Consider the following 21216-nt stretch of genomic DNA (forward strand, 5'->3'; position numbering starts at 1 on the left):
ATTGTTCTGAATTCGTCAGCGGCGCGCGCCGCTAGGCGTCACGCGGCGGTACCTCGGCCTCGCCCGCCTCGAACCTGAGCGCATGCACCTGGGTCCATGCGTCGTGCACAACGTGCGTCGGCCCCGAGGTATGGGCGAGCGCGGCAGCATAGGCGGCAAGCAGGCGAACGCGTGCATCTTCGAGAGCCCGAGTCTCGGTCATATTCCGCATTGCATCGAGTGCCGCGCGAGCCCGTTCGCGACACTCGTCCACGAGCGAAAGGTCGAACAGGCACGGGACCGCAACAGCCGCAAGCGCGACGCCGATCTCCGCGTCGCCGTTCGGAGAAAACGCCCAGTCGAGTGCCGCGCGCAGATTGCCGAGTTCGCGGCGAATCACGTCGAGCCGCGATTCGTCGAGCGACCCGTGATCGTCGACGGGCGCAAGCCTGAACAGCGCGTGGAAGTAATTCGCGTGCGCGCGCGCTGCGGCCCCGCATTCGCCGTTGTTCGCGAGCTGCTGCAGCGCATAGGCGCGCGTCGTGGTCAGCAGCCTGTAGCGCGGCGCGCCATGCGCGCACTCCAGGCTCAGCAGCGACTTCGAGACAAGGCCGGCAATCGTATCGAGCAGATCCGCATCTTCCAGGCCCTTCGTTCCGACGATATCGCGTACCGCGTCGATCGAGAAGCTGTCTCGGAACACGCCGAGCCATCGCAACAGATGGCGCTCGGCGTCCCCGAGCAGGCGGTAGCTCCAGTCGTACATCGCCTGCAGTGTCTGATGCCGCGGCAAGGCCGTGCGAAAACCACCGGTCAGCAACCTGAAATGATCGTCGAGATGCGCGGCCAGTACGTCGATGCCGAGCACGGCCGCGCGGGCCGCGGCCAGTTCGATGGCGAGCGGCAGGCCGTCGAGGCGGCGGCAGACCGACGCCATCAGCGACAGACTGCGTGCGTCGAGCGGAAAGCGCGGGTCGGCGGCGCATGCGCGCGCCGAGAACAATTGCACCGCGCTTGCGCTGATGGCCTCGTCGTTGCCGGCGCTTTCGCCGGGTACATCGAGCGGTGGAATCGGGCACAGCCGTTCGCCCTGGATGCGCAGCGCCTCGCGGCTGGTCGCGAGAACGCACAGTCCGGCATCCGACTCGGTCAGCGCAGTCGCGATCTGCGCGGCGGCGTCGAGCAGGTGTTCGCAATTGTCGAGCACGAGCAACATCCGGCGATGCGCGACACTCGACAGCACCGCTTCGAGCGTCAACGATCCGCCCGGCTGCTCGATGTCGAATGCAACGGCCAGCGCGTCGGGAACGAATTGCGGACAGGCTACCGTGGCCAGCGACACGAACGCGGCACCGTCCGGAAAGCTCGCCTCGGCCCTCATGGCGGCCTCGATGGCGACCCGCGTCTTGCCGATGCCGCCCGCACCGACCAGCGTCACGACGCGCGCGGTGTCGAGCGCCGCCAGCACGTCGGAGACTGTCTGCTCCCGGCCGACGAGCGCGGTGGGTGTGGGCGCCAGCCGCGATGCCGCGGGCCGCGCTGGCACCGCGCCTTCGGCCTGACCGCCCACCAGCCGATAACCGCGCCCCGGTACCGTCACGATCAGGTTGCGGTCGTCCGCCAGCGCCTTGCGCAACGCGGCGACGTGCACCTGCAGGTTGTTTTCCTCCACGATCGTGTGCGGCCACACGCGCTGCATGATCTCGTCTTTCGAGACCAACGCGCCGTTCGCCCGAATCAGGAGTTCGAGAATTTCGAATGCGCGACTGCCGATGCGCAGCAGTTTGCCGTTCGAGCGAATTTCACGCCTGTCAAGAAATACGTGTAGCGTTCCAATCCGGATCATGAGAATTTTCAATCGATTGCGTGCATCGATGCCCTGTCAAAAGTGACATCGATTTGACGCCAATGCTACGGCATTTGCCTCTTGCGATGATTCAAATAATCAGAATCTATTGAGCAAATTTTTTGAATCGATGAAAACCACGATTTTCCCGGCGTCTCCGCCCCGTGTGCGCCACGACCTGCCTTGTGCGGTGCGGTGTGGCCTCCTCCATTCACAACACGCGAAACAGTGATTCATCCATGAACCTGTTTTGTAGGATAAAACGCGCGATTTACCGGAATTAAATTCTTCGACTCGTTAATTGAAAATGGAATCGCGCCTGATTTTCGGATAAAAACAGGTAAAAAAGACGTGCGGGGTGTAGTGAAACCGATTCCGCGCGGGATGGCCGGTCGGATTTTCCGTTCATAACGATTCAGGCGCCGCTCAGGACATTCACCGGCACGGCGCGCGACGATGCATCGATGGCGCCGGCGTCGAGCGACTGCCGCCCTGCCGCGAGGAGCACGACCATGGGCAACCGTATTGCCGGCATCAGGATTCCCGACGGCCCGCTCGCACGGGAAGCCGCCGACACCGTGCGCGCGTGCGAACCGGAGCTGCTGTTCCGGCACGCGATGCGCGTGTTCGCGTTTGCATCGATCATCGGGCTGCGTCGCGACATCGAATTCAACGCCGAACTGCTGTACGTCGCCGCGCTGTTCCATCACTTCGGATTGACGGAGCGCTACCGGCATTCGCGTCGGCGCTTCGAGATCGACGGCGCGAATGCGGCGCACGCATTCCTCGGAGGATACGGCGTCGCGGCCGACGATGCGGAGGAAGTCTGGCGCGCGATCGCGCTGCATGCGGCGTTCGGGATCCACTCGTACATGACGCCGCTGACGGCGTTGCTCGGCGCCGGCGTCGAGACCGATCTCTTCGCGCATCACTTCGACGAGGTGGGCCGGTCCGAACGCGACGCGATCGTGCGCGCGTGGCCGCGCGGCCCTTGCTTCAAGGAACTGTTTCTCGAAGCGCTCGCCGCTGGCACCGCCCATCGCCCCGCGACTACGTTCGGCAACGTGTACGCCGACGTGCTCGAGCGTTGCGACCCGGACTATCGTCGGACGAATTTCTGCGGCCTGGTGCTCGGGTCGAAATGGACGGAGTGAACCGGCCGTTCGGCCGCGCCCGCTCCGCCGCATCACTGCCGCCGCGGGTCATGCGCGCGCGAACGCCAGCAGTTCGTCGTTCAATCGTTGCGCATGCGTCAGGTACAACGCGTGCGGCCCACCCTCGTAGACGCTCAGCGTCGCGTGCGGTACGCGCTGGGCCGTCACGTCACCCGTGAGCGCGAGCGGTACCGTTTGGTCGTCGTCGCCGTGAATCACGAGCGTCGGCACGTCGAACTTGTCGAGATCCGCGCGGAAATCGGTTTCGGAAAACGCGCCGACACAGTCGAGCGTCCCCTTCAATCCGCCCTGCAGCGCCATGAACGACGTCCAGTCCAGCGCGGCGCGCGAGATCGTCGAAGCGGCCCGGTTCGAACCGGTGAACAGCGGCCAGAATTGCTCGAAGAACGCTGCGCGATCGGCCACGATGCCCGCGCGAATTCCGTCGAACACGGCGACGTCGACGCCGTCCGGATGATCGTCGCGCCGCGCGACCAGCGGCGTCACCGAGCCGATCAGCACGGCTTTCGCAATGTGGCGCGTGCCGTGCCGGCCGATGTAGCGGGCCACCTCGCCGCCGCCCATCGAGAAGCCGACGAGCGTCACGTCGCGCAGGCCGAGCGTTTCGATCAGCGTCGCGAGATCGTCCGCCAGCGTGTCGTAGTCGTATCCCGTCCACGGCTGGCCGGACCGGCCAAAGCCGCGCCGGTCGTAGGCGATGCAACGCAGGCCGTTCGACGCGAGATGATGCATCTGGACGTCCCACATATCCGCGTTCAGCGGCCAGCCGTGAATGAACACGACCGGGCGCCCGGCGCCCCAGTCCTTGTAGTGAATCGAAACGCCGTCGCGGGTCGTGAACGTGCTCATACGGATTCCTCAGTGGTGAAAAGGCGGCGTTCGCCGGCAGCGGCCGGCGGATGGGGTGCAGCGTCCGTGGTCACGCCCGGGACAGCCGGCCGATGAACCGGTCCATCTCGGACGCGAGGATCACCTCCCAGTAATTCGCGGGACGCTTCGATCCGCGCCATTGCGGCTTGTAGATCGCGTCGCCGGTATGGATCGTCATGCCGGTCAGCGCGCAGCGCCCGAGTGCGCGCGACTTCGCGCTGATCCAGCGCTGTTCGTCGTAACGGCAACGCGTCGGGTCGCTCCACGACACGAGGACCGACGAATCGGTCTGCCGCTCGGCGGCGATGATCGCGCAACGACGGCGCACGCCGGCGCTCGACGCGGGCGGTGCGTCGTCGCGATGGCGGCGGCGCGCGGCGTCCGGACCGCGCGACAGCTGCGGCATGCAGCGGCTTGCGGCCGGCGACGGGTCGAGCAGTGTCATCACGTGCTCCCAGCGATTGAATTCATCCATGGTGGCGGATCCAGGCAAGTGGCGCGGGCCGGATGTCTCACACCCGCCCGCAACGCGATCGTCATCCGCCGACGCGAACCGGCACCGAACCGCGACGGGATGACCTGATGCTGACGATAGCGGGCCGCCGCTGAAGAGTCTTGATTCCAAACTTAATTTTTCTGGCGGGCACATCCAGGCGGCGCGCGGCGCGCATCGAATACGGGTTCACGACAATTCAGCGAAATTTCAGTACGGCCCGCGTGGCCGCGGGATAGATTCCAGTCCGCGTCCGTTCGAGCCGTTCGCGCGTCGTGCCGGCGCGCGCGGCGAACGCACGCCGGCTGCCGGCGGGATTGCCGCTTGCGGGCAGAGCCGAACCCATCATCCACAAGCGGCATCGATGTACCGCACGTTCAAGGAGCCTCCATGCGTCCCGCAGATACCGACGCCGTTCCCTCGGCAAGCCGCCGAGACCTGCTGCTCGCCGGCGCAACCGCCGTCGCAGCCGCCGCGCTGCCGGCGGCCGCCGCCGCAGCTGCCCCCAAACACGCCTCTTCCGCCCATCAAGGAGCTCATGCGATGAATACGATCACCACGAAAGACGGTACGCAGATTTACTTCAAGGACTGGGGCAGCGGCCGCCCGGTCGTGTTCTCGCACGGCTGGCCGCTGTGCGCCGACGCGTGGGATCCGCAGATGCTGTTCCTCGTTCAGCACGGCTACCGCGTGATCGCGCACGATCGACGTGGTCACGGGCGCTCGAGCCAGCCGTCGCAGGGCAACGACATGGACACGTATGCCGACGATCTCGCCGCGCTGATGAACGCGCTCGACCTGCGCGAAGCCACGCTCGTCGGCCATTCCACGGGCGGCGGCGAAGTCGCGCACTACATCGGCCGGCACGGCACGAAGCGCGTCGCGAAGGCCGTGCTGATCGGCGCCGTGCCGCCGCAGATGGTGAAGTCGGCATCGAATCCGGGCGGCCTGCCGATGGACGTATTCGACGGCATCCGCAAGAACGTCGCGGAAAACCGCTCGCAGTTCTACAAGGATCTTGCGGTGCCGTTCTTCGGCTTCAACCGGCCGGACGCGAAGGCGTCGCAAGGCACGATCGACGCGTTCTGGGCGCAGGGCATGATGGGCGGCGCATACGGCCAGTACCTGTGCGTGAAGGAATTCTCCGAAGTCGACTACACGGACGACCTGAAGAAGATCGACGTGCCGACGCTGATCCTGCACGGCGACGACGACCAGATCGTGCCGATCGACGATTCGGCCCGGCTGTCCGCGAAGATCGTGAAGCACGCGGAACTCAAGGTGATCCCGGGCGGCGCGCACGGCATGTGCACCGTCAACGCCGACCGGATCAATGCCGAACTGCTCGCGTTCCTGAAGGCGTAAGCCGCGCGACACGGCGCGCCCGGCTGTCATGCCGGCGCGCCTTTCAGCATTTTTCAGGAATTTTCAGGCTGCCGAGATTCCGCTGCCGCGTGCGCCGTCGCTAAGATCGTCGATGCACGCGGCGCCGCCGCTGCGGCGGCGGGCGCTCACGGCGTACGCGCCGGCCTGAGCAGCAAGCCGATCAACGCCCCCGCGATGGCGAACGCCATCGCCACCCGGAAGTTGTCGGCCAGCGCGAGCGTGGTCGCCTGGACGCGAACCGCCCGGTCGAGCAGCGCGTAAGTCGCCTGGTCGCCGGCCGCGAAGGTCGCGCCGTGCGCCACCAGCGACGCGGCGCCGGCACGCAGGCGTTCCAGCGTTTGCGGATCCGACAGCGTGACATGCAGACCGACGAGATTCGAATGGGTAGCCTCCATGATGCGCTGGATGACCGCGATCGACGTCGTGCCGAGCTGCCCGCTCAGCAGGCGGGTGGTCTGCACGACCGCGCCGAACGTCAGCGCGTGCTCGGCCGTCACGTGCTTGCCGAAAAAGAAGATGACCGACGTGAGCGCCATCGTCTGGCCCAATGCCTGGAGCAGCTGCGACGGGATGAAATCGGGTTCGGCCCACGCGGGCGTGAGGCGCGCGCCGAGCGCGAACGCGAACGCGACCATCACGAAGCCGGCGACGATCAGCCGGCGCGGATCGACGCGTTGCAGCAGCCACGCGACGCACGGCGCGAACAGCAGTTGCGGGATCGCGATCCAGCGCAGCGTGTCGCCGATCTGCAGCGGGCGCAGCCCGTAGGTGCTCGCGAGAAACGCCGACGGAATGAAACTCGTGTTGAGCACGGTGAAGCGCACGAGGCCGACCAGCACGATCAGCCACGCGACGTTGGGCAGCGCGAGGTAGCCGAGGTCGAGCCCGGCGCGGCGCGACGCCAGTTCGTGGATCAGGAACGCGGCCACCATCACGATGCCGACACACAGCAGCGCGACGATCAGCGGCGACTGGAACCAGAACAGCCGTTCGCCCTGGTCGAGCGCGACGCACAGGCACGCGAACCCGCCGGCGCCGAGCACCATGCCGCGCGTGTCGATACCGGACGCGAAGCGCTTGATCGGTTCGTTGGACAGCGACAGCATCAGGCACACGATGAACGGCACGGTCAGCAGCGCGTTCTGCCAGAACAGCCAGCGCCAGCTCAGGTGCTCGCTGTACCACCCTTCGAGCGTCGCCGACAGGTTCAGCGACATCTCGAGGTTCATCGCATACGCGGCGATGCCGAACGGAATGAGCCGCGGCGGCAGCGTGCGCACGACGAACCCGACGGTCAGCGGCACGAACACGCCGGACGCGAAGCCGGCGACGCTCTGGAGCGCGATGAACGTGCCGAAGTTCGTGCACAGCGGCAGTACGCTTTCGACGACCAGGAATACCGCGGCGCCCGCCAGCAGTACGCGGCGCGTGCCCAGCACGAAGGCCGCGCCGATCGCGAGCGGCCCGACGAACATCTGCGATGCGGTGAACGCGGTGTTGATCCACGCGCCCTCGTCGAAGCCGACACCGAGCGCGCCGCGTACGTCCGCGAGCCCGAGCGACGTGATGCGCGACGTCAGCGTCGAGATGATCGCGCCGAGCAGCACGGCCGCGATCGCGGCGATCGAACGAAACGTCGGTATGTCGTCCGCCGGCGCGGCGGCTGGCCCCGGTGTCGCGCCACCGGGGGCGAACGTGGTATTCATCGTCGTGCGGCTCCCGCATTTGAGGCTCGCGCAAGCATAGCGCGATGTGAAGAACCCTGTTCGTTCGATGGAGACACCCGATCGTGAGCACGAACCCGCCGAGCGCGTCGAACCCGCCGCCCGCCTCCCCCGCGCGCTCGCGCAGGTGGCCGATCGTCCTGATCGCCGGCGCCGCGCTGCTGCTCGTCGCGCTGCTGGTCTACGAATTCGATGCGCATGAGCGCGGCACCGACGACGCGTACGTGACGGGCCACCTGCATGTGATCTCGCCGCGCGTGGCTGGCACGGTCGAGCGCGTGCTGGTGGACGACAACCAGTTCGTGCATGCGGGCGATCCGCTCGTGCGGCTCGACCCGCGCGATTTCGACGTGCGCGTCGCGCTGCAGCGGGCCCGCGTCGCACAGGCGCGCGCCGATGCGATGCGCACGAAGGCGCTGGTCGAGCAGGCCGACGCGACGCTCGTGTCCGCGCAGGCCGACGCCGAAAAGGCCGAACTCGACTACGCACGGGCGCGCGAACTGACGCGCGAAACGCCGCGCGGGCTGTCGCAACAGGAATTCGATGCGGCCAATGCGGCGCGCAAGTCGGCGCGTGCCCGCATCGATGCGGCGCAAGCGCAACAACGCAGCGCGCAGGCCGCGTGGCAGGCAGCCGATGCGGTGTCGCACCAGGGCGACGCCGACTTGCGCGATGCGGAGCTGCAACTGCAGTACACGACCGTCGTCGCGCCGTCGGACGGCCGCGTCGGCAAGAAGACCGTCGAAACCGGCGAGCACGTCGCGCCGGGCCAGGCGCTGCTCACGCTGGTCGAGCCGCACCCGTGGGTCGTCGCGAACTTCCGCGAAACCCAGCTCAAGCACGTGCGCGCCGGCGACGCCGTGCGCCTGCGTTTCGACGCACTGCCGGACCTGACCTTCAGCGGGCACGTCGACAGCCTTTCGCCCGCGACCGGCGGGCAGTTTGCGCTGTTGCCGCCCGACAACGCGACCGGCAACTTCACGAAGGTCACGCAGCGGGTACCGGTCAAGATCCTGCTCGACGGGCAGGCGTCGACCGAGCCGCGCATCCGGCCCGGCCTGTCGGTCGTCGTCACGCTGCAATCCGGCCGTGACCAGCCATGAGGCGCCTCGCCGTACTGCTCGCCGCTGGCCTGCTGGGCGCCTGCACGATCGCGCCGCAGCCGCTCGTGCCCGTCCCGGTCGGCACCGACCGGTTCCGCCATGCGGATGCGCCCGGCGAACCGGCGCCGTCGCTCGCCGGGTGGCCCGCGTCGTTCGGCGATGCGCCGCTCGTCGCGCTCGTCGATGCGGCGCTCGCCGGCAACTTCGACCTCCGCGCGGCTGCCGCGCGCGTCGATCAGGCGCAGGCGCTGCTCGGCGTGCGCGAAGCCGCGCTGTCGCCTACCGTCGGTGTCGATCCGTCGTTCAACCGTTCGCGCGTGTCCGGCACGGTCGACAACGCGTTGCCGAAGCGCACGATGCACAACTGGTCGGTGCCGCTCAATGCGAGTTATGAAGTCGATCTGTGGGGCCGCCTGCGCGGCGACGCGGAGATCGGCAGGCAGAACGTGCTGCAGGCCGACGCCGATCGCGCGGCCGTGCGGCTGCGCGTCGCGACCGAGGTCGCGAGCGACTACCTGACGCTGCATTTCGTCGAGCAGGATCTGGCGACGCTCGCCCGTGCGATCGAGCTGCGCCGTACCGCGCTCGACGTGATCGCCGCGCGCGTGCGGGCCGGCGCGGCAAGCGATCTCGACGCGCTGCGCGCGGCGGCCGATCTCGATACCGCACGCGCCGATCTCGCGGACAGCCGGCGACTGCGCGAAAACCTCGTCGACGCGCTCGCGGTGCTGGCCGGCGTGTCGCCGACCGGCTTCACGGTCGCGCCGACCGCCGCCGCGATTCGCGTGCCGGCGGTGCCGCCCGGCCTGCCGTCCGCGCTGCTCGCGCAACGGCCGGACGTCTACGCGGCGGCGCGGCGGGTCGATGCGGCATCGCTCGAAACCGGGGTTGCCCGCACCGCGTGGCTGCCCACGCTGACCCTGACAGCCCAGGGCGGGTTCGCGAGCCGCGATCTCGGTTCGTTTCTCGACCGCAACAGCTCGCTGTGGGGGCTCGGGGCGAGCGTGGCCGAAACGCTGTTCGACGGCGGCAAGCGCGACGCGGCGGTCGCCGCCGCGACGGCCGGCACGGCACTGGCCGACGCGAACTATCGCGCGACCGCGCTGGGCGCGCTGCGCGAGGTGCAGGACGCGCTCAACGACATCGCCGCGCAGCACGAGCGGATCGTGCGTTACGACAGCGCGGCGCGCTCGACCGAAGCAGCAGCGCGGCTATCGCTGAGCCGTTACGCACACGGCTATGTCAGTTATCTCGAGGTCATCGACGCGGACCGCGATGCATTGAATGCGCAACGCCAGTTGATCCACAGCCGCCAGGCGCTCGCGATCGCGACGGTCGGTCTGGTGCGCGCGCTGGGCGGTGGGTGGACGCCGCCCGTCAAGGCACCGCAAGACGTTGCGCGACGCGACGACCGGTTCTGAAAGAAACGCACCGCACGGTCGACCGTTGAATCCGGCAGCCTCACGAATCTTAAAGTCGCTCTTAAGCTTACCTAACGTTTTTTGAGTTGCCCGGCACCGGCGCGCTGCCTACATTGAGCGTATCGAATTCACCGAAGCGAGGCCCGTCATGGATCGCCTGAAAACGCTCGAAATACTCAAGACGGTTGCCGAGCAAGGCAGTTTCACGAAAGCCGCCGAGCTTCACGGGCTCGGCGTTCCCTGCATCAGCCGCTCGATCCAGTGCCTCGAAACGTCGCTCGGCGTGCTGTTGTTTCACCGCACGACGCGCAAGGTGACGCTCACCCGCGTCGGTCACGACGTGCTCGAACAGGCGCTCGCGCTGCTGGAGCAATACGAGCACTTTTCCGTCTGCTGTGACGCCAATGCAAGCGAGATGCAGGGCGAGATCTCGATCGAGGTGTCGAACCTGTTCGGCGCCGACCGGCTGGTGCCGGCGCTCGCCGATTTCAACCGGCAGTATCCGCTCGTACGGATCCGGGTCGACTGGGCCGATCATCCGAGCGCGGCACTGAACGGCGCGACGGACCTGTCGATCGTCACCGAACGCACGTCGAGCCTCACGTGCATCGAGCGACGCCTCGTGCGCATCCCGATGGGCCTTTATGCGAGCCCGCGGTATCGCGCCGCGTGCGGCGCGGCGCTCACACCGCAGGCGCTCGAACGCATGGACCCGCACGGCGGCAAGACGGGCGCCGCCGGGTCGGCATGGTCGCTGCGGCACCGGCGCAGCGGCGCGATCGCCGAGCTCCGTCTTGCCGGCGCGATCAGCTCGAACTGCCTCGACACGCTGATTCTCGCGACGGCGCGCGGCGCCGGTTTCGCGGTGCTGCCCGAACATCGGGCACGGCCGCTCGAGCGCGACGGCGTACTCGTTCGCCTGCTGCCCGACTGGCAGGTCGGCGATCTCGATGCATCGCTGCTCTATCACTCGCGCCGCAACCTGCCCGCGCGCATCCGCGCGCTCGCCGACCATCTCGTACGGGCGTTCGACGGTACGGCTACCGCGCGGCCGGCCGTGCAACACGACGTGCGCGCGGTCACGCAAGCCACGGACGCCGACAGCACGGTGGCCGCATGAGCACCGTCGTCCCCGTCGTCGCGGCGCGGCCCGCCACATCGAAGCCCGCGCCGTTGCGCCGCACGGCCGGGCCCGCGCGCTCAGTCGCGCGCGCCGACCGGCCGCACGCCCAGCGCATCGGCTTGCCGCACGAGATCCGGCAGCGTGCGCACTTGCATCTTCTTCATCACCTGGGCCCGATGTACCTTCACGGTGATTTCCTGAAGGCCGAGATTCGCGGCGATCTGCTTGTTCATCAGGCCCGCGACCACCTGGCTCATCACTTCGCGCTCGCGCGGCGTCAACGACGCATAGGCGCCGCGCACCGCGTGCCGCGTGCGGTCGCGCTCCAGCGCGCGGCCGACGGCATCGAGCATTGCCTCGTCGTCGAACGGCTTCGTCAGGAAATCGAGCGCGCCGCCCTTCATCGCCCTGACCGTCGTGGCGACGTCGCCGTACCCCGTCATGAACAGGATCGGCACGTTCAGGCCCGCGCGTACCGCTTCCTCCTGGACGGCCAGCCCGCTCTCGTCGGCGAGCCGCACGTCGAGGATCAGGCAGCTCGGCACGTCGGGCCGCTCGAACGCGAGAAACGCGCGCGACGATGCGAAAGTTTCCACGCGAAATCCCGCCGAACGCAACAGCGCGCTCAACGCGCGCCGCAACGTTTCGTCGTCGTCGACCACATAGACGATCGGCGCGGTATCTCCCGCGCCGCCGTTGCCGCTCGACGTCATATCCGGCGTACTCGCCATTGCATTTCCTGTGTAGGCATCCGCTTCATTATCAAATGATAAACTAACCGGAAGCCGGGTGGAACCGCCGCGCGGCGGACGGCGCGACCGGTTGGTGGGGGCGGCTTACGCGGGGGGCGGGCCGGATGCGACCTGGTCGATCAGGTTGATCATGTCGTCTGACGGAAACGGCTTGCGCAGGAACGCGACCGCGCCTTGCGCCAACGCCCGGCGGACCGATTCGTCGTCGCCGTGCGCCGACATGAAGATGACCGGCAGCGTTGCCTTGCGCTGAATCAGCCGGCGCTGGACGTCGAGCCCGCTCATCCCTTTCATCTTCAGGTCGACCAGCACGCAAACCACGCCGTCCAGCGCATCGGCCGCCAGGAATTCCTCGCCCGACGCAAACGGCAATGCAGTATGGCCAGCCGATTTCAGCAGGCTGGCAAGACTCTTACGGATCGACGCATCGTCATCGATGATGCAAACAATGGCCATGAAATGAGAACCTGAAAATTGTGTCAATCCAGTACATCGCGATGCAGAAGGACGTTGCCCGGCCCCTGCGATCGGTGCGTCATGCCCACGGCACGGCCGCCAGCAGCGGCTGCGCGGATGCCGCGGGCGTCGGCGCCGGCGGCCGCGCATCCACGTGTTCGTCGCCGGAGAAGGATGCACACCGCGCATGCACGCGGCCCGCGTCCCCCGATTCCGCCAGCTTCTCGAGCGCGTACGCGCGCACGACCCCGAGCAGCGAATAGCGCTTCGACAGCCCGACCGAATGAACGACCAGCAACGATTTCGACGCGAGACTGACCAGACAGTCGAGCACCCGCGCGGCACCCAGTTCGTCGCATGCGGCGAGCGCGCATGCCGCGTCGAGCGGGAACGCATCCGGAAACACCGCGAGGCGGCACAGCACGGTGCGCTCCGTGTCGTCGAGCAGCCGGTAGCTCCACTCGATGGTGGCCCGCAACGTCTGCTGGCGCGGATGGGCTGTCCGCAGGCCGCCGGACAACGACAGCACCGACTTGTCGAGATCGGCGGCAAGCCCCTGAATCCCGAGCAGCGCGACGCGCGCCGCGCCGAGTTCGAGCGCGAGCGGCAGGCCGCTCAGGCGGCGGCAGACGGTCGCGATAGCGTCCAGCGTCTTCACGTCCGAGGGCATGTCGGTGCCCATCGCGCGTGCGCGTGCCAGGAACATGCGGACGGCCCCGCATGCGACGATCTCGCCGTCGGTCGCGCCGGCCGGCGGCACCGGCAGCGGCCCGACGCGATACACGCGCTCGCCGGCGACCCGCAGCGGTTCGCGGCTGGTCACGACGAGGATCGCGCCGGCATTCTCGTCGGCGATCGCTTCGCACAGGTCCGCCAGTTCGCCGACATGCTGCTCGGCGTTGTCGAACACCAGCATCACGCGCTGTTCGCCAATCGTGCGCACGACGTCCGCTTGTCCGGCGGTCGGCCCGCCCGGCAGGCCGAGCGCGTCCAGCACCGCGGACTCCAGCGTCGCGCCGCCCGGCCAGCCGGCCAGGTCGATCCGGACCATCTCGATGCCGCGTACGGCCGACCACGCGGCGGCGACCTCCAGCGCGAGATGGCTCTTGCCGACGCCACCGGGGCCGACCAGCGTGACGAACGCCTCGCGTTCGAGCAGCGCGTGCAGCTCGGCTGCTTCCTGCTCGCGGCCGATCAGCGGACATTTGCGCGGTGCGGCACCCGCGCGCATGCCGCGCACCGGCTCGAACACGTCCGGCAGGCGGCCGGCATGGGCTGCGTCCGCCGGCGGCGCGAGGCGGTAGCCGCGGCCCGACTCGGTCCGGATCCAGCCGTGCTTGCCGCCGAACAGCTTGCGCAGCGACGAGATGTGCACCTGGATGTTGTTCTCGACGACGATCGTATTCGGCCATACGGCCGCCATGATCTCGTCCTTCGACACGAGCCTGCCGGCCGCCTTCACCAGCAGCTCGAGAATCTCGAATGCCCGGGCGCCGATATACCGGGGCTGCCCGTCGACGCAGACTTCGCGGCACTCAAGGGAAACCGTCACCCGCCCGAACGTATACATGATCCGCACTCGCCTTATGCTGCTTCGCATCATGCGCCGCCTCGCGAGGCGGCACCCCCTGTTCCGCCTGTCCGGCCGCATCGATGCGGGCCGGCAGGCATGAACCTATCGTATGGCGTGGCGCGCGCGCCGGCCATTATCTATTGGTTTAGTCGGACGCCGTGCGGCGCGCGTGCCGGGAACCGCGGGAGGGGGTACTGCAGATTTCCGCGTGCTGTCGGACAATGCCCGGGCACGCGATGCCCGCGATCGAGCCCGGCCGTTGCCCGTCGACACGCCGATTTTGCCCCGTTCCACCCAGCCTGCCCCGATCGTGAACCAACCCTTGCATAACCCCGACGACACGAAGCGAATGGATGCAGACTGGCTGGCGCGTGCCCGCTTGTCGAATGCAGTCCGCGCAGACGACGTGCTGTGCTTCGACCTGACCGACGCCGAGACCGGGCGCGTGTGGTCCGCGTGCCGGACCGGCTGGGAATCCGACGCGCGCTGCCGGCAATTCGAGCGCGAGTACGCATTGAACGGCGTGCTGGATTCGGCATGGGCGCTGCTGCCGGTCGCGCTGATCCGCGCGGCGGACGGCCCGGTGCTCGTCTATCCGCGCGTCGACGGCGATGCGTTCGACACGCTCGCGGACGGGCGGCTGCCGCTCGACGCCTTGATCGACACGGCGATCCACGCGGTACGCACGCTCGGTGCGCTGCATCGGCTCGGCTGGCTGCACGGCGACCTGCAACCGGCCAGTTTCGTCGCCGCCCCCGACGGCACGGTCATGCTGCGCGCGTTCGCGCATGCGCGAAACCGTCGGGCGGAACACGCCGTGGCGGATCCGCTGCGCGCGGAATTCGCCGCGTATGCGGCACCCGAAGTCTCCGAAGGCACGTACGTCGACGAGCGCTCCGACCTGTACGCGCTCGGCATCACGCTGTACCGCCTGCTGACGGGGGCGCTGCCGTACAAGGCGGCGTCGACGTCCGAATGGGTGCACGCGCACGTCGCGATGCAGCCGTCGCCCGCCACGAGCCTGCGCAGCGGCGTGCCCGCGATCCTGAGCGACCTGCTGCTGAAACTGATCGCGAAGGAACCCGCCGATCGTTACCCGTCCTGCGAAGCGGTACAGCACGATCTCGAACGAATCCGGCGCGACTGGCAGGCCGGCGGCCGCGCCGAGCCGTTCGCGCTCGGCGGCAACGACCCGCTCGCCGGTTTGCGCACGCCCGACCGGCTGGTCGGCCGGGAAGCCGAATCGCACCGGCTCGCGGCCACGCTGGCCGCCGTCCTGCAGACCGGCGAGTCGGCCATCGTCCTGATCGACGGGCCGGCGGGCGTCGGCAAGACCGCGTTGACCGAGACTTTCATGCGCGCGGCGCGTACGGCATCGCGCACGGCCTGGCGCACGTCGGCGAAGGTCGACCAGTTCCAGCCTGCCCGCCCCTACGCGCCGGTGCTGCAGGCGCTGCGCGCGCTGTTCGGCAGCGCGCTTGCGAGGCGCGACGACGAAATCGCCGCGATCGCCGCACGGGTGCGCGCGTGCATCGGCCCCCAGGCCAGCCTGCTGTCCGGCATCTTTCCGGAAATCGCGTGGCTGCTCGATGTCGAGCCCGTCGCGTTCGGCCATACCGATGCGATTCCGGAATTCCACCTGTGCCGGATCGTCGTGAACGCGTTCCGCGCATTCGCGACGCCGGCCGAGCCGCTGGTGATGACGTTCGACGACATCCAGTGGGCCGACGACGCGACGCTCGCGTTTCTCGCGTCGATCGCGCTCGATCCCCCGCCCCACGTCTGCATCGTCGCCGGTTATCGCAGCGGATCGCAGCACGATCACCCGCCGGCGTTCCGCCGCTTCCTGCAGGAGCTCGACCACGCCCGCGTGTCGGCGCTGACACTGGCGCCGCTCGACGCGCCCGGCGTCACGCACATGCTGGCCGGCCTGCTCGGGGAAACGCCGGATCGGCTGTCCGGGCTCGCCAACATCGTGACTCGCCGGACCGGTGGCAATCCGTTCTACGTGCAGCAGTTCGTGCGCACGCTGATCGACGAGCGACTGCTCGCGCACGACCCGGTGCAACGGACGTGGCAGTGGCAGCCGGCCGACCTCGACGCGCACCACCTTGCCGAGAATGTCGTGAGCCTGCTCGCGGTCCGCATGCAGCGGTTGCCGCATGAATCGAGAACGCTGCTGTCGCTGCTGGCCTGCATCGGCACCGATGCCGACGCCGCGCTGTTGTGCGCGGCCGCCGGCAAGACGCCGGAAGAACTCGCGTTCTGGATGGACCCCGTGCACCAGGCGGGGCTCGCGTCGCGCTCCGACAACCGCTGGCGTTGCGTGCACGACCGCGTCGTCGAGTCCGCTCACGCGCTCGCCGGGCGGTCGGAGCGCGCGCGTTGCCACGCCCGGATCGCCGCGGCCATGCTGGTGCGCACGGGCGCGCGGTCGACCGAGGCGCTGCTGGAACTGGCCACCCACATCGAGCAGGCGCAGACCGCACCGCTCGATCGCACGCTCGTGCTTGCGTTCACGAACGCGCTGGTCGCCGCTGCGGAAGCGGCGGCCACGGTCGCCGCGCGCGACCGCGCACTGTCGTTTCTCGCGTGCGCGCAAACACTGCTCGGCCCGCATGCGTGGTCACAGCACTACGGGCTCATGAGCCGCATCGGCATGCTGCGCGGCGGCCTGTTGCTCGCGACCGGTGCAACCGCGCAGGCATCGAGCACGATCGACGAGCTGATGGCGCGCACGCGCACGCCGGCCGACCGCGCCGAGGCCCACCGGCTGAAGGCCGCACAGCTCACGGTCGAGTCGCGCTACCGGCAGGCAGTCGACGTCGCGCTGCAGGGGCTGGCGCTGCTCGGCGTGACGCTGCCGGCCGCGCCGACTGCCGCCGATCTCGCCGCAGCCGGCGACGCCGTGCGCGATGCGCTCGCCGGCCGTGCGATCGGCGATCTGGTCGAGCTGCCCGTGATGACCGACACGCGCGTCGAAGCGACGATGGCCCTGCTGACCGCGCTCGAAGCTGCGATGTTCTATCCGAGCGGCGGGCTGCTGCTGCTGCATTTCGCGACGATGGTCCGGCTCACGCTGCAGCACGGCGTCACCGCCGCATCGGTGCAGGGGCTAGCCTGGTACGGCGTGAGCATTGCCGAGCATCACGGCGCGTATGAAGACGGCTTCGAATTCGCGAAGGTCGCGCTCGCGCTGGTCGATCGCCACGGCTTCGAGCGCTACCGCTCCGCGACGCTGATCGCGCTCGACCAGGTGAGCGTATGGACCCGGCCGCTGTCGTACGCGCTCGAGCGCGCGCGCGAAGCGAAAGCGGCCGGCAATGCGAGCGCCGAGCTGCGCTGGATGTGTTACAGCTGCAACCACATCGTCAGCGACCTGCTGTCGATGGGCGAAGCGCTGCCGGCGATTCGCGACGAGATCGATCCGCTGCTCGCGATCGCGCGCGGCGCGCGTTACGACGACATCGTCGATCTCGTGTCCACCCAGTCGGAATTCGTCGACGCGCTGCAGTTCGGCTACGACCGGCCCGTCGGCACGTGGCGCATGCGCGTGTCGACGAAAACGCCGATGTCGGTCCTGCAGTTCTGGACCGACGTGCTCGCCGGCCAGGCGGCGTTTATCTTCGGCGATGCACCTGCGGCACGCGCGGCGCTCGATGCTGCCGCGGCAAGCGCATGGTCGACACCCGCACACATCATGCTGTCCGATTTCCACCTGTTCAGCGTGCTCGCCGGCATCGCGGCCGACGGCGGCGCGACGCCGCCCGGGCCGCTGCTCGAACGCTTCGCGCCGCAGCATGCGCGCTTTGCCGACTGGAGCGAGCGGAATCCGGCGACGTTCCGCAACAAGCTCGCGCTGATCGACGCCGAATTCGCGCGCGTGCGCGGCGACCACGTCGTGGCGATGCAGCAGTACGAGGCGTCGGCCAGCCTCGCGGCGGAACGCGGTTTCGTGCATGAACAGGCGCTTGCGCACGAACTGGCCGCGCGCCACGCGATGTCGCTCGGGCTCACCGGCCCCGCGCGCCATCAGTGGCGGCTCGCGCATGCGTGCTACCGGCGCTGGGGCGCCACCGGCAAGGCGCAGGCGCTGGAAGCGCAGCACACGTTCCTCGTGATGGAGCCGCCGCCGGGTGGCGCGGCGGTGCCCGCGCGCGAAGACCTCGATTTCGCGCTCGCGATGCGTGCCGCCCATTCGTTATCCGAAGAAATCGTGCTGGAGCGTCTGATCCAGACGCTGATGCGCAACATGATCGTGTACGCGGGAGCCGGCTACGGCCTGCTGCTGCTTGCCCGCAACGACCGGCTGACGATCGAGGCCGCGGCACGGATCGTCGATAGCGACGTGGTCGTCGAGATCGCCCGCAGCGAACCCACCGAGCACGATGTCCCGCTGTCGATCCTGAACACCGTCGCGCGCACCCGCAAGCCGGTCGTGCTCGCGAATGCGCAGCGCGAAGGCCTGCCCGACCACGTCGACAGCCTGCGCGCGCACCCCACGCGTTCGCTGTTCTGCCTGCCGCTGCTGAAACAGGGTGTACTGATCGGCGTGCTGTATCTGGAGAACGCGCTGAGCAACGGCGTGTTTTCGCCGCGCCGCATCGCGATGCTCGAAGTGCTCGCGCCACAGGTGGCGAACGCGCTGGAATCCGCGCGGCTTTACGCGGAACTGATCGACGAAAACGCGCGCCGGCTCGACACCGAGGCCGCGCTGCGGCATGCGCGCACCGAGCTCGCGCGCACCGCGCACATCACGGTGATGGGCGAACTGGCCGCGTCGATCGCGCACGAAATCAACCAGCCGCTGACGAGCATCGTGTCGAGCGTCGGCGCGGCCATGCGTTGGCTGCGCGGCACGCCGCCCGACCTCGGCGAAGCGCTCGCGAGCCTCGACGACATCCGCGCGTCCGGCCTGCGCGCGGCCGACATCGTGCGCGCGTTGCGCTCGCTCGCCCGCCAGGCGCCGCCCGCGCTCGCGCCGCTCGCGCTCGACGATCTGATCCGCGACATGCTGCACCTCACCGCGACCGAAATCGACGCGAAGCAGGTCGCGCTGCGTGTCGACCTGCATTGCGCCGGCATCCGCGTGATGGCCGATCGCACGCAGATCCAGCAGGTGATCCTGAACCTGGTCACCAATGCGCTCGACGCGATGGATGGGCTGGCCGCAGCGCGCGAACTCGACATCGCGTCGCAGGCCGGCAACGGCTACGCGACCGTCGCCATTGCCGACCGCGGCGCCGGCATCGACGCCGGGATCGCGAACCGGATCTTCGACCCGTTCTTCACGACGAAATCGCATGGCATGGGAATGGGGCTCGCGATCTGCCGCTCGATCGTCGAAGCGCATGGCGGCACGCTCGAAGCCGCGCCGCGCGGCGACGGCGGGTCGGTCCTGACGTTCCGGCTGCCGGCGTCGACGGCGGGCTGACCTCACGTGCCGGCGCGCACCGGCGCACGCCGGCACCGGCGCCGCGCGGTTCAGGTCCCGCTCGGACGGTGCGCGTCCTCGCCAAGGAACCGGTGCACGAACGTCACCGCCATCGCCCCTTCGCCGACCGCCGACGCCACCCGCTTGACCGACCCCAAGCGGACGTCGCCCGCCGCGAACGAGCCGGGCACGCTCGTTTCCAGGAAGTACGGCCGGCGCTCGAGCGGCCACACGCGCTCGAAGTCGGGGCAGTCGTACAGGTCGCTGCCCGTCACCAGGTAGCCGCCCGGATTGCGGATGATGTTCGTGTCGCGCGCCCATTCGGTGTTCGGCGCACCGCCGATGCAGACGAACAGGTGCGTGGCCGGCAGCACGTCACGCGCGCCGTCCTCCGTGCGCAGCACGATCGCCTCGAGCCGGCCGTCGCCCTGCAGCGCGTCGACGGTCGTGCCGTAGCGCACCGTCACGTTCGGCATGCGCTCGATCCGGTCGATCAGGTAGCGCGACAGCGTCGCCGCGAGCGACGCGCCGCGGACGATCATCGTGACTTCGCGCGCGTGACGTGCGAAGTTCATCACGGCCTGCCCGGCCGAATTGCCGCCGCCGACGATGAACACGTGCTTGCCCTCGCACATCGGCGCTTCGCTCGATCCCGCGCCGTAGTACAGGCCCGCGTTGAGAAACTTGGGTTCGTCGGGCAGGCCGAGGCTGCGGTATTCGATCCCGGTCGCGCAGATGTTCGATCGTGCGGTCAGGATCGAGCCGTCGGCCATGTCGACGCGGATCTTGCCGTCGACGAAGGTCGCATGCACGCCCTCGCGCATCATCAGCAGCTCGACGCCGAACTTCACCGCCTGCTGGCGCGCGCGCTCGGCCAGCTCGGCGCCCGGAATGCCCTCCGGGAAACCCATGTAGTTCTCGATCAGCGAACTCGTGCCCGCCTGCCCGCCGATCGCGTCGCGCTCGATCACGACGGCCCGCAGCCCCTCGGATGCCGCGTAGACGGCCGCCGACAGGCCGGCCGGGCCGGCGCCGTAAATCGATACGTCGTACTCGATGAAGCGCGGCCGGGAGACCCAGCCGAGCTTCGCGGCGATCTCCGGCAGCGTCGGCTGGTACATGCACGTGCCGTCCGGAAAGACGACCACCGGCAGCCGGACGTCGCGCAGCGGTGCGATGCCCAGCTCGCGCACGCAATCGGTGTCGGACGTCAGCTCGCACCATTCGTACTCGACCACGCCGCGCTTCAGGAAGTCGCGGATCGCGTAGGCCTCCTTGCTGTGAGGCAGGCCGATGACCTTGACATGCTGCGACTGCGCCATGAGCGTCTCCCGGTGACCGCGTGTCGAATCCCGGCCGGTTCCCGCGCCGGCCGTACGTGTGACTGTACGTCGCCGTTGCCGTCGCGGCCGCCACGTTTCATAAGAATTAAGGTTCGCGCGCGATGCGCGCCGTCCACAATGGATCGTGTTCACCCGCTCGCAACTTCGCGCCGGCCGCGTTGCGAGCGCCCTTCGGCGCCGGCATCGGAGCGGATGATGGCCACGACCTGCACCCATCTCGGCGAAGCGCGCATCCTGAACACCGACAAGGACTACTGCGAGGAATGCGTGAAGTCCGGCAGCCGATGGGTGCACCTGCGCCTGTGCCTGAGCTGCGGACACGTCGGCTGTTGCGATTCGTCGCCGAATCGCCACGCCAGCCGGCATTTTCATGAAACGACGCACCCGCTCGCCCGTTCGATCGAGCCCGGCGAACGCTGGGTCTGGTGCTATGCGGACGACGTGATGGCCGGCGAAATCACGTCGTAACGCCCCGCGTACCGGCATCCGGCACCGTTTTCGACCAAGGGTATACACGGTTCGATCTTGGCTTCTACCT

At 68.6% G+C, this 21216-nt stretch carries 15 protein-coding genes; 7 read left to right on the forward strand and 8 right to left on the reverse strand.

What is annotated here, in order from left to right; genetic code table 11:
• Positions 1-31 precede the first annotated feature (31 nt).
• A complete protein-coding gene (locus KEC55_RS32880) occupies positions 32-1825 on the reverse strand; it encodes an ATP-binding protein (protein ID WP_282512985.1) in 1794 nt (597 codons plus the stop codon).
• Positions 1826-2337: 512 nt separating this feature from the next.
• On the opposite strand from KEC55_RS32880, the gene KEC55_RS32885 reads away from it, so the two are divergent.
• Positions 2338-2979: an HD domain-containing protein gene (locus KEC55_RS32885; RefSeq protein WP_282512987.1), complete on the forward strand. Its 642-nt coding sequence runs from the start codon at positions 2338-2340 to the stop codon at positions 2977-2979.
• A gap of 48 nt (positions 2980-3027) precedes the next feature.
• Here KEC55_RS32885 and KEC55_RS32890 read toward each other — a convergent pair whose 3' ends face one another.
• The gene (locus tag KEC55_RS32890) at positions 3028-3849 is read right to left on the reverse strand and encodes an alpha/beta fold hydrolase (RefSeq protein WP_282512989.1); all 822 of its coding nucleotides are present in this window, start codon (positions 3847-3849) and stop codon (positions 3028-3030) included.
• A gap of 70 nt (positions 3850-3919) precedes the next feature.
• A complete protein-coding gene (locus tag KEC55_RS32895) occupies positions 3920-4345 on the reverse strand; it encodes a DUF3331 domain-containing protein (RefSeq protein ID WP_282512991.1) in 426 nt (141 codons plus the stop codon).
• A 561-nt stretch (positions 4346-4906) separates the two neighbouring features.
• Between KEC55_RS32895 and KEC55_RS32900 the strand changes: the two genes are divergently transcribed.
• A complete protein-coding gene (locus tag KEC55_RS32900; protein WP_282512993.1) occupies positions 4907-5728 on the forward strand; it encodes an alpha/beta fold hydrolase in 822 nt (273 codons plus the stop codon).
• A 146-nt stretch (positions 5729-5874) separates the two neighbouring features.
• On the opposite strand, the gene KEC55_RS32905 is transcribed toward KEC55_RS32900, so the two are convergent.
• Positions 5875-7455 carry an MFS transporter gene (locus tag KEC55_RS32905; RefSeq protein WP_282512994.1) on the reverse strand — a complete coding sequence of 527 codons (1581 nt, stop codon included), beginning with the start codon at positions 7453-7455 and terminating at the stop codon, positions 5875-5877.
• Positions 7456-7538: 83 nt separating this feature from the next.
• On the opposite strand from KEC55_RS32905, the gene KEC55_RS32910 reads away from it, so the two are divergent.
• The 3 genes from KEC55_RS32910 to KEC55_RS32920 all read left to right on the forward strand — a co-directional run bounded on the left by KEC55_RS32910 (position 7539) and on the right by KEC55_RS32920 (position 11117).
• Positions 7539-8576, forward strand: coding sequence for an HlyD family secretion protein (locus KEC55_RS32910; protein ID WP_282512996.1), 1038 nt, complete (start codon positions 7539-7541; stop codon positions 8574-8576).
• Positions 8573-9997: an efflux transporter outer membrane subunit gene (locus KEC55_RS32915; protein ID WP_282512998.1), complete on the forward strand. Its 1425-nt coding sequence runs from the start codon at positions 8573-8575 to the stop codon at positions 9995-9997. The genes KEC55_RS32910 and KEC55_RS32915 overlap by 4 nt, the downstream gene beginning before the upstream one ends.
• Positions 9998-10145: 148 nt before the next feature.
• On the forward strand, positions 10146-11117 hold the full coding sequence (locus KEC55_RS32920; RefSeq protein ID WP_282513000.1) for a LysR family transcriptional regulator: 972 nt from the start codon (positions 10146-10148) through the stop codon (positions 11115-11117).
• A gap of 80 nt (positions 11118-11197) precedes the next feature.
• Here the strand turns inward: KEC55_RS32920 and KEC55_RS32925 are convergent, their stop codons facing one another.
• From KEC55_RS32925 to KEC55_RS32935, 3 genes are all read right to left on the reverse strand, one after another.
• Complete coding sequence (locus KEC55_RS32925) at positions 11198-11851, reverse strand: response regulator transcription factor (RefSeq protein ID WP_282513002.1); 654 nt, start codon at positions 11849-11851, stop codon at positions 11198-11200.
• Positions 11852-11956: 105 nt separating this feature from the next.
• Positions 11957-12328 (reverse strand): response regulator transcription factor, encoded by a 372-nt coding sequence (locus tag KEC55_RS32930; protein WP_282513004.1) that lies wholly within the window; start codon positions 12326-12328, stop codon positions 11957-11959.
• A gap of 79 nt (positions 12329-12407) precedes the next feature.
• Positions 12408-13898 (reverse strand): winged helix-turn-helix domain-containing protein, encoded by a 1491-nt coding sequence (locus KEC55_RS32935; protein ID WP_282513006.1) that lies wholly within the window; start codon positions 13896-13898, stop codon positions 12408-12410.
• A gap of 352 nt (positions 13899-14250) precedes the next feature.
• Here KEC55_RS32935 and KEC55_RS32940 point away from each other — a divergent pair, with 352 nt between their 5' ends.
• Positions 14251-19335 carry a trifunctional serine/threonine-protein kinase/ATP-binding protein/sensor histidine kinase gene (locus tag KEC55_RS32940; protein ID WP_282513008.1) on the forward strand — a complete coding sequence of 1695 codons (5085 nt, stop codon included), beginning with the start codon at positions 14251-14253 and terminating at the stop codon, positions 19333-19335.
• A 50-nt stretch (positions 19336-19385) separates the two neighbouring features.
• Here KEC55_RS32940 and KEC55_RS32945 read toward each other — a convergent pair whose 3' ends face one another.
• Positions 19386-20657 carry an NAD(P)/FAD-dependent oxidoreductase gene (locus KEC55_RS32945; protein ID WP_282513010.1) on the reverse strand — a complete coding sequence of 424 codons (1272 nt, stop codon included), beginning with the start codon at positions 20655-20657 and terminating at the stop codon, positions 19386-19388.
• A gap of 216 nt (positions 20658-20873) precedes the next feature.
• Between KEC55_RS32945 and KEC55_RS32950 the strand changes: the two genes are divergently transcribed.
• On the forward strand, positions 20874-21146 hold the full coding sequence (locus tag KEC55_RS32950) for a ubiquitin carboxyl-terminal hydrolase 14 (protein ID WP_282513012.1): 273 nt from the start codon (positions 20874-20876) through the stop codon (positions 21144-21146).
• Positions 21147-21216 lie beyond the last annotated feature (70 nt).

It is taken from the genome of Burkholderia cepacia, from assembly GCF_029962485.1.
GTDB lineage: Bacteria > Pseudomonadota > Gammaproteobacteria > Burkholderiales > Burkholderiaceae > Burkholderia.